The sequence below is a fragment of the Streptomyces albireticuli genome, from assembly GCF_021228125.1.
Classification (GTDB): domain Bacteria; phylum Actinomycetota; class Actinomycetes; order Streptomycetales; family Streptomycetaceae; genus Streptomyces; species Streptomyces albireticuli.
In genome coordinates this window covers 856,533-869,053 of record NZ_JAJQQS010000002.1, presented here as the reverse complement: position 1 = coordinate 869,053, position 12,521 = coordinate 856,533, and the positions used below count along the sequence as shown (strand labels likewise).

Genomic DNA, 12,521 nt, shown 5'->3' with positions numbered 1-12,521 from the left:
GGTGGGTGTGGTGGGTGTACCGGCGGCGCCGGGTGGGGTGGGTGCGTGGGGCGTAGTGGGTGCGCTGAGCGTGGTGGGGGTGATCGGAACGCGAGGGTTCGCGGGTCGGCCGCCGGAGGGGGTGCCGCCGGGGGTACGGGGCAGGCCCGGGCCGCGGTGTGTCCGTACGGGGGCGCCGGGGGTCGTGAGCGGGCCGGGGGCCGTCCGGGGTCCGCGAGGCCGGGTGGGCGCGGCGGAGGTCCGTACGCGGGCGGTGGCGCCGTCCGGGGCGGCCGGAGTGCCCGGGGCGGCCGGAGTGGCCGCGAGGCGGTGGTGGCGGGCGGAGGTGGCTCCGAAGGCACCGTCGGTGGGGGCGGCGGTGTCGGGCGTAGGCATGGGGATGCCCCTTTTGGGTTGACTCGCGAGGTGCGCTGGGCGGATGCGGCACGGTCCACGTGGGCTCTGGTGAGCGCCAATTGCACCAAGTTACCGATGACGTACGTTCGGTGACCTGGGTCGGGGAGGGTTTCGCTCGATGGGGGGACCGCCCTGCGGCGGCGGTGCGCCGGGTCTGCTAAAGGGGTGCGGGGCGACTCAGCGCGCCGCGTCGACTAATCTGCACCCATGGCCATGAACTTTCTCGCTCTCGACGTAGGGCCGCTCAAGCCCGAGCCGGCGCCGCTCGTCCTCGCCGCCGTCCTCTTCTTCCTGCTCTTCGCCGTGATGGCGAAGGTCCTGCTGCCCCGGATCAACAAGGTCCTCGTCGAGCGCGAGAATGCCACCGAGGGGCGTTTCGACGAGGCGGAGGCGACGCGTGCCGAGGCGGCCCGTGTCCACGCCGAGTACCAGGAGCTGCTGGCGGAGGCCCGCCACGAGGCCGCTCGGCTGCGCCAGGAGTCGGTGGAGCAGGGCACGGCGATCATCGCCGAGCTGCGCGCCGAGGGTCAGCGTCAGCGCGAGGAGATCATCTCCGCGGGTCACGCCGTGATCGACGCGGAGCGCGCGGTGGCCGAGGCCGAGCTGCGTGCGCAGGTCGGCGTGCTGGCCACGGAGCTGGCCGGCCGTGTCGTCGGTGAGCCGGTCGCGGACTTCGCGCGGGACAACGGCGTGGTCGACCGTTTCCTGGAGGAGCTGAAGACGGCGGAGCCGTCCGATGTGACGGGTGAGAAGCGGGGCTGACGCCTGCGACTGTCCGTTCGTACGGCGGGGCCCCCGGAACCTTTGCGGTTCCGGGGGCCCCGCCGTTTGCGTGCGCGGGGTGGGACGGGTGACCGCTGCGCAGGGCTTGTTCCCCTGCCCGCCCCTTCCCGGGCCCGGGGGCGAGCCCCCGGGCCCCCTTCGCGGGCCGGGCTTGCCCTACCCCTGGGCCGCCCTGATCCGCAGCGCGCGGTCGAGGTCGTCCAGCTGGTCGGCCAGCTTGCGGCGGAGGGCCGGGGTGGGGCCGTCGGCGCGGAGGCATTCCTCGCCGAGTTCGCGCGTGCGCTCCTCGACGAGGGCGTACGGGAAGCCGTGGCCGCCGGCGAGGGAGGCGAGGGCGGGGCCGCGGCGGGTGGCGAGGGCGACGGCGTCGGGGTAGTAGCGGTCGCGGTACGGGCGTACGAGGTCGAGCTGCTCGGGCTGCCAGAAGCCCTGGGCGGTGGCGGTGAAGAGGTAGTTCGAGAGGTCGTCGCGGCCGTACATGGCCTGCCAGGCGGCTTCCTTGGCCGCGGCGTCGGGCAGGGCGGCGTGGCAGCGTGCGGCGCCTTCGCGGCCGGTGGCGCTGGGGTCGCGGGCCAGCTCGGCGTCGAGGGCGGCGGGGGTGGTGGCGCCGAGGACGGCGAGGCGGTGGAGGACGCGCCAGCGCAGCTCGGCGTCGAGGACGGGCCCGCCGGGGACGGTGCCCTCGCGCAGCCAGGTGTGGAGGGTGCCGGGGTCGGTGCCGCTGTCGACGAGGGTGCGGACGGCGGTCAGGCGGATGCCCTGTCCGTCGCTCCCGGCCTCGCCCTCCGTGCGGGCGAGCACGTCGTGGCAGAGGTCGGTGAGGAGGGCGAGGGCGGCGGGCCGGGCGGCCGGGAAGACGTAGCGGTCGGCGATCTGGTGGCGGGCGAAGGCGAGCACACCTCCGGTGATCGCGGTGTCCGTCTCGTACGGGAGGTGGGCGCGGGCGGCGTCGAGGTACGCGGCGGGGGCGAGCTCGCCGTCGCGGACCATGTCGCGGGCGGCGTTCCAGAGCACGGCGCGGCCGAGGGCGTCGGGGAGGCCGGAGAGGGCCCGCAGGGCGGTGTCCCAGGAGGCGGGGTCGAGCCGGACCTTGGCGTACGTGAGGTCGCCGTCGTTGAGGAGCAGCAGGTCGGGCCGGCGCCCGGGGAGCTCCAGGGTGCGGGTGCCGCCACCGGCGGGGAGGTCGGTGGCGATCCGGTCGCGGAGGACGAGCGCGTGGTCGTCGCCGTCGCCGCCGTCGCCGGGGGCGGTGTCGTAGAGGCCGAGGAGGAGGTGGTGGGGGCGGGTGCCGTCGTGGCGCAGGTCGAGGCGCCAGGTGCGGCGGTCGGCCGCCGGGGGGACGACCGGGGGCGCGGGGGTGGCGTGTGCGGGCGCTGCGGCTCCGGCGGGCTCTGCGGGCTCCACGGCTGGTGCGGGCCCTACGGCTGGTGCGGGCTCCACGCCTCGTACGGACTCCACGGCCCGCACGGACTCCACGGCCCCCGTCGGCCTTGCGGCCTCGGCCGCCGTTGGCCCCGCACCCCGGGCCGTGTCCCTCGCCGTGCCGGTTTCGGCTTCCTCCGTGCCCGTCCAGGCGGGGGCGGCGGACGCGGGCTCCGCGGCCCGGGGCGCGTCCGCCGTGGCGGCGCCGGCCGCCGTGGCGGCGCCGGCCGCCGTGGGCGGTGACACGGCCGCCGCCGTGCTCGCCGCGCCGCCCGTGACGGCCTCCCACGTGGTGCCCGCGGGCGTCGGCTCCTCGCCCCGGGCGTCGACGCGTGGGGTGACGGTGTCGACGCCGCTCGTGCGCAGCCAGGTGTCGGCCCAGGTGTGGACGTCGCGGTCGGTGTTGCGGGCGAGGGAGTCGAGGAAGTCGGCGAGGGTGGCGTTGCCGAAGCGGTGGCGGGTGAAGTGGTCGTTGATGCCGGCGAGGAAGTCCTTCTCGCCGAGCCAGGCGACGAGCTGGCGGAGGGCGGAGGCCCCCTTCGCGTAGGAGATGCCGTCGAAGTTGAGGAGCGCGGAGGCGGTGTCGTGGACGGCGCCGGGTTCGGGGGCGACGGGGTGGGTGGAGGGGCGCTGGTCGGCGTCGTAGCCCCAGCCCTTGCGGGCGACGGCGAAGTCGGTCCAGGTGCCGGAGAAGCGGGTGGCCTCGGAGAGGACCTGGTAGCCCATGTACTCGGCGAAGGACTCGTTGAGCCAGATGTCGTCCCACCAGCGCAGGGTGACGAGGTCGCCGAACCACATGTGGGCCATCTCGTGGGCGATCGTCACGCCGCGGGTCCGGCGCTCGGTGCCGGTGACGGCCGACCGGAAGACGTACTCGTCGCGGAAGGTGACGAGCCCTGGGTTCTCCATGGCCCCGGCGTTGAACTCGGGGACGAACGCCTGGTCGTAGGAGTCGAAGGGGTAGGGCTCGTCGAAGATCTCGTGGAAGCGGTCGAAGCAGCGGCGTGTGAGGTCGAAGAGCTCGTCGGCGTCGGCGTCCAGGTGCGGTGCGAGGGAGCGGCGGCAGTGCAGGGCGAAGGGCAGGCCGGCGTGCTCGGTGCGGACGGAGTGCCAGGGGCCGGCGGCGAAGGCGACGAAGTACGTGCTGAGGGGCCGGGTGGTGGCCAGTTCCCAGCGGCCTTCGGCCGGGTCGCCGGTGCGGGTCGCCACGGCGTTGCCGAGGACGGTCCAGTGCGGTGGGGCGGTGACCGTGGCGTCGAAGACGGCCTTGAGGTCGGGCTGGTCGAAGGCGGCGAAGACGCGCTGGACGTCCTCGAGGAACGCCTGGGTGTAGAGGTAGGTCTCGCCGTCGGCGGGGTCGGTGAAGCGGTGCATGCCCTCGCCGGTGCGGGAGTAGCGCATGTCGGCTTCGACGCGGAGTTCGTGTGCGCCCGGGGTGAGGCCGGTCAGGGGCAGGCGGTTGTCGTCGAGGGCGGCGGGGTCGAGGGGGTGGCCGTCGAGGGTGGCGCGGTGGAGGGTGGCCGGCCTGAGCTCGACGAAGGTGTCGCCCGCCTGGCGTGCGGTGAAGTGGATGACGGTGGTGGAGCCGAAGAGCTCGTCGCCGCGGGTGAGGTCGAGGTCGACCGTGTAGCGGTGGATGTCGAGGAGCAGGGCTCGGCTCTGGGCTTCTTCGCGTGTCAGTACGGGCATGGGGCCATGCTGCCGTACGGCCGGGCGGGGGCCCATGGGGTTTCGGGGCGGTGGGAGCGGGGCCCGTCGGCGGTGGTACGGGCTCGGGGCGGGGCCCCGGTCCTGGTGCCGGGCGGTTTCCGCTGCCGTGGGGAGGCCGACCGGTCCGGTCGACCCGGTCCGGCGACCGGGGGCACCGTGTGCGGCACGGGCCCCCGGGGGCGTCTACGCGCGGGCGATCGTCTCGTGGTGGCGGATGACCTCCGCGATGATGAAGTTGAGGAACTTCTCCGCGAACGCCGGGTCCAGCTTGGCGTTCTCCGCGAGTTCGCGGAGCCGCGCGATCTGGCGGGACTCCCGGGCGGGGTCGGCGGGGGGCAGTTTGTGCGCGGCCTTGAGGTGGCCGACCTGCTGGGTGCATTTGAAACGCTCGGCGAGCATGTGGATCACTGCGGCGTCGATGTTGTCGATGCTGTCGCGCAGTCGGGTCAGCTCGGCCGTCACGGACTCGTCGTTGGCACTGTTGCTCATGGTCACCGAGCCTATGCGGAAGTGCGAGGTCCGATGACCGGTGGGTGGTCCGGATCGGGGATCCGGTGGCTCCATCCGCCGGGTACGGAGGTGCCCTGGCGGGCGCGGAAGCGGACGGGTGCGGTGCCGACGCGGCGGGTGAAGAGGCGGCTGAAGTAGGCGGGGTCGTCGTAGCCGACGCGGCGGGCGACGGCGGCGACGGGCAGCTCGGTGGCGGCGAGGAGTTCCTTGGCGCGGCCGAGGCGGATGCCGAGGAGGTAGTCCTTGGGGCTGCATCCGGCGCCCCGGCGCACGGCGGCGCGCAGTTCGGCGGGGGTCATGCCGTGGCGGGCGGCGTGCTGGGCGACGGAGAGCGGCAGGAAGGCGTCGCGGGCGAGGGCCTGGAGCACGGGGTCGGTGGCGGGGCCGGTGCCGTCCGGGCCGGTGCGGGCGTGGCGCAGGGCGACGAGGAGTTCGTGGACGGCGGCGGAGGTCTCGATCTCCAGGAGGGGGTTGCCGTGCCGGGCGGCGCGGGCGATGCGGTGGACGGCGGCGCGGGCGCCGGTGGTGTCGGTGAGGGGTACGAGGGGCCGGTGGGGTTCTATGCAGCCGAGTTCGGTGTAGGCGGCGACGGCGGGTCCGGTGAAGTCGACGAAGTTCTCGTCCCAGCCGCGGCCGGGGGCGGCGCCGTAGTGGTGGGGGACGCCGGGGGTGAGCCAGAGGAGCGCGGGGGCGGTGACGGTGTGCGTGCGCCCGTCGGGGGTACGCAGCCAGCCGCCGCCCGCGCTGATCACGACGGCGACGTGGTGGTCGAGGGTGCGGGGGCCGACGGCGGGGAGGGCGCCGTACTGGAGGCCGACGCCGAGGCAGACGAGGCCGAGGCGGTGGTGGACGGGGGCGGGGGTGAAGTAGCGCATCCAGGTGCGGTACACGTCCGATGCTCTCGCATGGACGCGTCCTGACACCAGGTGGCCTCGCGGCCGGCGGTTGCGATGCCGGCGGGCACCGTCCGGGCACCGCACGGGTACCCGGCGCGGTGCGGTGCGGTGCGGTGCGCCGCTGCCGCCGAGACGTGCCCCCCGGGGGCTGGTGCTCGCCGACCGCTCGGGGCCTGTCGGCTTTGCCCCGGCCGGGCGGGCTTCTGTTCCCCGCGGGCCCGCCTCGGAAGCAGGGGCCCGGCCGTCGGGGAGTCTGCCCTGCCGGAGGCAGCCCGGGCCCGGGTTCGGGCCGGAGTCCGAGGTCCGGTCCGGGGTCCAGGCCGAGGTCCGGGTCCGGGGTCCAGGCCGAGGTCCGGGTCCAGAGTCCAAGCCGAGGTCCGGGTCCAGAGTCCAGGGGCGGAGCCCATGGTTTCGGGAAGGGGCGGGGTGGGGGAAGGCCGCCCGCAGGGCCACCGCGCCCCCACCCGCCTACACCCCCGCCTACACCCCCGCCTACACCCCCGCCTCCCACACCGTGAACCCGTCCAGCACGAACTCCGCCGTCCCGCTCGCCCCCACCTTCCGCAGCCCCACCCAGGCCTCCCCCTCCCCCGGCGCCGTGAACTCGTACACGAACGTGGCCGGTTCACGAGCCTGCGGCAGCGCCGCGCGGTGGAGTTCACGGGTCCCGGGGGCGTCGGCCGCGGTGATCCAGGCGTACTGGCCGGCGGCCTCGTTCTCGTAGCGGAAGGAGACGCGGTAGCGGCGGCCGGGGAGGAAGCGGACGGTGTGCGGCACGGTGCGGTAGACGAGGCCCTCGTTCTCACCGCGTGACTTCAGGGACTGGCCGCCGTCGATGACGTCGTCGACGGCCTTCCCGTTCCAGCCGCGCCGGGTGTAGGGCGCGTGCCGCTGCGCGATGTGGGTGCGCGGGTCCGTGGTGCCGCCGGCGTCGCCCTTGACGAAGGGGCCCCAGCCCTGGGGTACGTGCTCGAAGTCCTCGAAGTGGAGGGCTCCGGCGAGCGTGGCCCGGTGGCCCGGGACGACGCGCAGGGCGTCGAAGCGGACGCGCGGGCGGCCGGCGGCCGCGGTGAGCGCGAGGGTGACGGGGCCACCACCGGCGGGCACGGTGAACCAGGTGAACATGCGCTGGAAGCGGCTGCCGTGTTTGCGGTCGGCCGCCATGTGGTTGACGGCGGTGGAGGTGTCCGTCCAGTTGGCGGCGGTGACGCCGTCGGCGGTACGGACCTCCAGGCCGGCCCGGCGCCGCTCCCCCGCGGTGGCGCCGACCTCGACCTGGACGGACGCGGCGTAGGTGCCGGGTCTCAGGCGGGCGAGCCGCTGGCTCACGGTGGCGGCCGCGCCGGGGCCGATGACGAGTTCGCTCTGGCCGAGGGTGTTGAGGGCGACGGTGGCGGGGCCGGTGACGTGCCAGTGGTCGAGGGTGCCGGAGTGGAAGCCGGGATCGCGCAGCGGGGTGCCCTCGCCGAAGGCGGGGTCGGGGAGGCGGCCGCCGGTGTCGCGGGTGAGGACGTAGGGCTGTCCGGCCTCGGCGTCGAGGGTGACCTCGCCGTCGCGTACGGGCAGTTCGCGGGCGTCGGCGCGGCCCTGGTCGGTGAGGCGGTGGAGGGTGACGGCGCGCCGCCCCGACCAGCCGCGGGGCAGGGTCCAGGTGGTGCGGCCGCCGTCGGGGTTGTAGTGGTAGAGCTTGGCCGGGTCGGTGGCGGCGCGGGGTTCCCAGGGCAGGAGGTAGCGCCCGGCCTCGTAGACGAGGCGGCCGTCGGTGGTGATGCGGCGGGTGCCGTCGGCGTCGGAGACGGCGGTACGGGTGGGGCCGGCGAAGGTGACGGTGTGCTCGGTCCAGGTGGTGATGGGGAATGCCTGGAGGTATTTGGCGGGGAGGTTCTCGGTCCACACCAGGCGGTGGAAGGCGTTCCGGTCGGTCTTTCCCTGCCAGCCCGAGAAGGTGCCGAGTCGGGCATGGCCGAGGAGGGGCCATTTGTCGGCGAAGACGTCCTTCTGGTGGTGGCGGATGAAGCGGATGAGGCGGGAGTTGATGCCGCGTGAGGTGTCGGGCCCGTAGTCGGTCTCGTTGGCCCAGTGGGCCCAGAGGCTCGATCTCTCCAGTCCGTGGCCCCATTCGGTGGTGATCCGCCAGCCCTGTTCGCGCAGGAGTCGCTGGAGCCGGTCGGAGTTCCAGCCTGATTCGCGGAAGACGTCGATGTAGAGGGTGTCGAGGGCCGGGTCGGTCTCCTGGCGCAGGCGCCGGAAGCGGTGGGCGATGTCGCCGGAGACCAGGTCGCGGCGGGCGTCGATGCGGTACGACTGGTCGAGCCAGTCCCATTGCCGGTCGTTCTTGTCCACCAGGGTCTCGGAGAAGGCGTGTGCGACCGGGTACGACTCGGTGGTGTTGACGTGCACGGCGAAGTCGCTGTTCCAGCGCTTGCCGACGCGCAGCAGGGTGTTGAGGTCGGTGAGGCCGCCGGCGCGGGTGTTGTGGTTGCCGCCGTAGTCGGGGTGGGCGGAGTCGTGGCCCTCGGACTGGTAGCCCTTGAGGAGGGTGAACTGGCGGAGTCCGTCGGTGGCGAGGGCGATGCGCTTGATGTCGTCGAGGGTGGCGAGGAAGGGGTTGGTGGCCTGGCTCGCGAAGTTGAAGGGGATGTGGGGGACGACCCTGAGGTGCTGTTCGTCGGCGCCGAGGGGGTTGGTCATGATGTCGCGGAGGGCGATGGCGGCGTCCTGCCAGTCGGCCCGGCCGTCGCCGTTGCGGTCGCGGGTGACGATGACGGTGGCGTGGGGCAGGGGCTCGGTGTCGTGGAGCGGGGCGGTGGCGGCGCGGTGGGTCCAGGGGCCGCAGGTGAGCTGGGTCTTGGTGTAGCCGTCGCGGGCGAGGGTCTGCCGGTGGAGGCGGCCGTTCTCCCAGGCGTCGGCGGCGTCGGGCCGGTCGTGGACGCTGTTGGTCTCGAGGGCGGCGGCGAGTTCGCCGGTGGCGACGACGGCGTAGGCGCAGCCGACGGGTGCCGGGTCGGGGGGTGTGGTGGGGGCGGGGCGTACGTGGGTGTCGCCGTTCCCGGCCTTGTCGAGCTGGATCCGCGCGGCGAGGAGTTCGGCGCCGGGCTGGGTGCTGCGGACGCTGAGGAGGGCGAGGCCGGGGACGGCGAGGGTGCCGACGCGGAGGGCCGGGGTGTCGGTGATGCGGGTGACGCGCCAGTGGAGGCGTGGGCCGTCGGCGTGGATCTCGATGTCGAGGCGGGTGCCGCCGTCGAAGGTGAGGGTGTACGTGGCGCGGTCGCCGGTGTCGGCGACGGTGGAGGTGACCTTGGGGGTGTACTCGGTGTCGCCGATGAGCACCGAGGTCACGGGGTCTTCCTGGCCGTGGAGTACGGCGCCGGTGGTGCGGTGGGTGTAGGAGATGACGCGGGGGAAGGTGGTGTCGACGCGTACGTCGAGCTCGGTGGAGCGGAGGACGGAGTGCGGGGGTCCGGCGGCGTGGGCGGTGCCGGAGGTGGCGGTGAGGGCGGCGGTGCCGGTGAGGCCGCCGGTCAGGGCGGCGCCGAGGCCCGTGAGGGCGGTGCGGGCGACGACGGCGCGCCGGCTCGGCCCGGTGGCGGGCGGGGGGTCGTCCGGCGGGTGGCCGGGGCGGGGAGCGGCACCGGGATCGGCCCCCGGACGGGCGCAACCACGGGGGCGATCACAGGCACGAGCACCGGCACCGGCACCGGCACCGGGATCAGCGCGGCAGTCAGGGCAGTGGTCGGTTCGGTCCGCGGTCACGTTGTTTCCGCCTCCTCGCACCCAGGGGTCACAGCGTCACCATGCGGCGGAGGGGGCCGGGCGCCCATGGACAAAGGACGTGCGGGACTTGGACTAATGCTTGGACTGATGCTTGGACTGATGAACGCCGGTTGGGGAACGTCGGTTGGGGAACGACGGGGCCTTACAGGGCCCCAGCGCCCCTCATCCCGTCGGGAAGCGCCGTTCCGTCGGGAAGAGGGCGGTGATCTCCCAGCCGCCCTCGGGTGCCGGGCCCGCCCGGAGAAGGCCGCCCATGGCCTTGACCCGCTCGCCGAGGCCGACGAGGCCGAAGCCTCCGCCGCGTGCCTTCTCGGACAGGGCCGCCGCGTTCCTGCCGTCGTCGGCGATGCGCAGTTCCACCCCGGCGGGGACGCCGCGCAGGCCGATGCGTACGGCGGTGGCGTCGGCGGCGTGCTTGCGGATGTTGGTGAGGGCCTCGCGGACGACGCGGTGGACGCCCGCGGCCACGTCGGCCGGGATCCAGTGCTCCATGCCCTGTTCGATGTAGAGGACGACGGGCGGGCCGGTGCGGGCGAACGCCTCGGTCAGCGCGCGCACCTCGGGGAGGCCCGCGACCGGCTCGGTCTCGGCGTCCCCCTCGCGCAGCACGCCGACCAGGCGGCGCATGGCGCTGAGGGACTCCCCCGCCGAGATCTCGATGCGTTCGAAGGCCGCCGCGGCGGCGGGCCCGTCGAGGGCGGTGAAGCGGGCGGCCTGGGCCTGGACGACGATGCCGGTGACGTGGTGCGCGACGACGTCGTGGAGTTCGCGGGCGAGTTCGAGGCGCTCGGCGGTGCGCACGGCGGCCATGTCCCGCATCCGCTGCCCGGTCTGGCCGCGGAGCAGGAGCGAGTACGCGGTGACGACGACGGTGAGGGTGCCGAAGACGGCGGTGAAGCGGCCGGGGTCGAGGTCGCGCATGGGCGCGGCGAGGCAGGCGGCGCCGAGGAGGGGGCCGAGGACGGCGGCGACGCGGGAGGGGGAGCGCTGGAGGACGGAGGTGAGGAGGACGAGGAGGGCGATGTCCTCGCCCATGCCCCAGACGGCGGCGGGGTGCGGGCCGGTCATCAGGACGGCGGAGGTGGTGAGGGAGACCGCGGCGGCGACGGCCGCCCGTACGGGCAGCGGGATCCAGCCGTAGGGGACGGCGCAGAGGCAGACGACGACGCCGGCGGCGAGGACCATGGCGTGCGGCTGGCTGGGCTGGCGGGCGAGGGCGCGGCCCTCGAAGGCGACGAGGAACAGCAGGACGACCGCGAGGGCGGCCTTCGCGGCGACGGCCGGCCGGGGGTGCCGGGCGGCCCACCCGGCGGCTCTGTTCACGTGCCGCCCGTGGCCAGCCCGCTTTCCCAGGCCCAGGCGGCGATCTCCACACGGTTGCGGGCGTCGAGCTTCGTCTGGACGTTGGCCAGGTGGGTCTTGACGGTGGAGAGGGAGACGAAGAGCTCGGCGGCGATCTCGGCGTTGGTGGCGCCGCGCGCCAGGCACCGCACGACGTCGGCCTCGCGGTCGGTGAGGGGTTCGGACGGGGTGCGGCCGGCGCTGCCGGAGGCGGGTGCCATGTCGCGGAGCAGCCGGACGGTGATCGCGGGCGAGATGAGGGAGTCGCCGACGGCGGCGGCGTGCACGGCTTCGACGAGCATGGCGGGGCTGGCGTCCTTCAGGAGGAAGCCGGAGGCGCCGTTGCGGAGGGCGGTGTGCACGTATTCGTCGAGGTCGAAGGTGGTGACGATGACGATCCTGGGCCGTCCGGCGCGGGCGGGGTCGGCGGCGGTGAGCGCGGAGAGGCGGCGGGTGACCTCCAGGCCGTCCAGTTTGGGCATGCGGATGTCGAGGAGCAGGACGTCCGGGCGGTGTTCCTCGACGGCCGCGAGGGCGGCCTCGCCGTCCACGACGTCGGCGACGACCTCGATGTCGGACTGGCTCTCCAGGATCATCCGGAAGCCGGTGCGGACCATCTCCTGGTCGTCCGCGATGACCACGGTGATCGCCATGCTGTTTCCTCGCCTGTCCTCGCCCGTCCTCGCCTGTCCGGGCCTGTCGTCGCCGGTCCCCGTGGGTGTCGCCGGGGGCCGGTGTTCTCGCCGCCCGACGGGGCCGTACGGGTGTGTGCCGGGCGCGCCGGGGCGCGCGGTGGTCGGTTTCTCTTCATGTCACCGGGGGTGACGGGGTGCCGCAACCGCAGCGGTCAGGCGTCGGCGGGTCCCCGGCGGCGCAGCGCGACGCGTACGCCGTAGGCGCCCGCGCCGGCGAGGGCCAGGGCGGTGGCGCCCGCGAGGGCGGGGGTGCCGATGTCGTGGCGGCCCTTGATGGCCTCGCCGGCCTCGACTGCGCGCTTGACGGGGTTGCTGGAGGCTATCCGCGTGGTGTCGCGGCGGCGCTCGCCCTGCTGGTCCCGGTGGTCGATGTCGTCAGCGGGGGCGGCCGGGGCGGCGGCCGTGCCGTCGGTGCGGTGTGCGGCCTGGAGCGTGGTGCCGGAGGTGCCCGCGGGGACGGAGGTGTCGGCGCTGTCTCCACTGCCCGCGGGGAACGCGTAGTCCTGGGTTCGCGCGCTGCCGTCGAGGGTGGCGCGCAGGGTGGGGCGGGAGGTGTCGCCGCCGAGGAGCCGCAGGTGGAGGTGGTCGAGGTCGGCGGCGGGGTGGGCGCCGTCGAGGATGTGCCGTCCGCTGTCCCGGGTGGTGACGGTCGCGCTCGTGCGTCCGTCGCGGGAGGTGAGGCGGGCCTGGCTGCCGTCGGGGAGCCGGACCTCCCGCACGGTGGCGGTGGCGGGGCCGCCGGGGCGGCCGTCCCGGTGGGCGGCGTCCGCGGCGACCGCGCCGGCCGTCGGCCAGATCACCGCGCCGGCGGCGGCGGTGAGGACGGTGGCGGCGACGATGCGGTGCTTGGCGGACACGGGGTCCCTTTCCGTACGTGCGGCTCGGTCTGCGGCCGTCGGCCGCCGGGGCGGCGGGTCGATCGGGCCGTGCTCTCACGTTACGGACCTTTATGGGGTCCACACCTCGACTGTCCGACCATTCTCGTCTCGGCCGA

At 74.8% G+C, this 12,521-nt stretch carries 8 protein-coding genes; 1 reads left to right on the top strand and 7 read right to left on the bottom strand.

The features are described 5' to 3' along the window. Window positions 1-603 precede the first annotated feature (603 nt). A complete protein-coding gene (atpF, locus tag LUZ64_RS04025; RefSeq protein WP_095582858.1) occupies window positions 604-1,158 on the top strand; it encodes a F0F1 ATP synthase subunit B in 555 nt (184 codons plus the stop codon). A 177-nt stretch (window positions 1,159-1,335) separates the two neighbouring features. Here atpF and pepN read toward each other — a convergent pair whose 3' ends face one another. The 7 genes from pepN to LUZ64_RS03990 form a co-directional block, all read right to left on the bottom strand. Then, on the bottom strand, window positions 1,336-4,290 hold the full coding sequence (gene pepN / locus LUZ64_RS04020; RefSeq protein ID WP_232390005.1) for an aminopeptidase N: 2,955 nt from the start codon (window positions 4,288-4,290) through the stop codon (window positions 1,336-1,338). 204 nt (window positions 4,291-4,494) lie between these two features. Next, window positions 4,495-4,800: a chorismate mutase gene (locus LUZ64_RS04015; RefSeq protein ID WP_087928554.1), complete on the bottom strand. Its 306-nt coding sequence runs from the start codon at window positions 4,798-4,800 to the stop codon at window positions 4,495-4,497. Window positions 4,801-4,811: 11 nt separating this feature from the next. Next, entirely contained in the window at window positions 4,812-5,711 is a 900-nt protein-coding gene (locus tag LUZ64_RS04010) for a helix-turn-helix domain-containing protein (protein ID WP_232390006.1), read from the bottom strand. Between the two features lie 498 nt (window positions 5,712-6,209). Further along, entirely contained in the window at window positions 6,210-9,470 is a 3,261-nt protein-coding gene (locus LUZ64_RS04005; RefSeq protein ID WP_372471982.1) for an endo-alpha-N-acetylgalactosaminidase family protein, read from the bottom strand. Window positions 9,471-9,653: 183 nt separating this feature from the next. Beyond that, window positions 9,654-10,814 carry a sensor histidine kinase gene (locus tag LUZ64_RS04000; RefSeq protein ID WP_095581996.1) on the bottom strand — a complete coding sequence of 387 codons (1,161 nt, stop codon included), beginning with the start codon at window positions 10,812-10,814 and terminating at the stop codon, window positions 9,654-9,656. Then, on the bottom strand, window positions 10,811-11,485 hold the full coding sequence (locus LUZ64_RS03995) for a response regulator (RefSeq protein WP_095581995.1): 675 nt from the start codon (window positions 11,483-11,485) through the stop codon (window positions 10,811-10,813). The genes LUZ64_RS04000 and LUZ64_RS03995 overlap by 4 nt, the downstream gene beginning before the upstream one ends. Before the next feature lie 194 nt (window positions 11,486-11,679). Further along, complete coding sequence (locus LUZ64_RS03990; RefSeq protein ID WP_095581994.1) at window positions 11,680-12,384, bottom strand: hypothetical protein; 705 nt, start codon at window positions 12,382-12,384, stop codon at window positions 11,680-11,682. Window positions 12,385-12,521 lie beyond the last annotated feature (137 nt).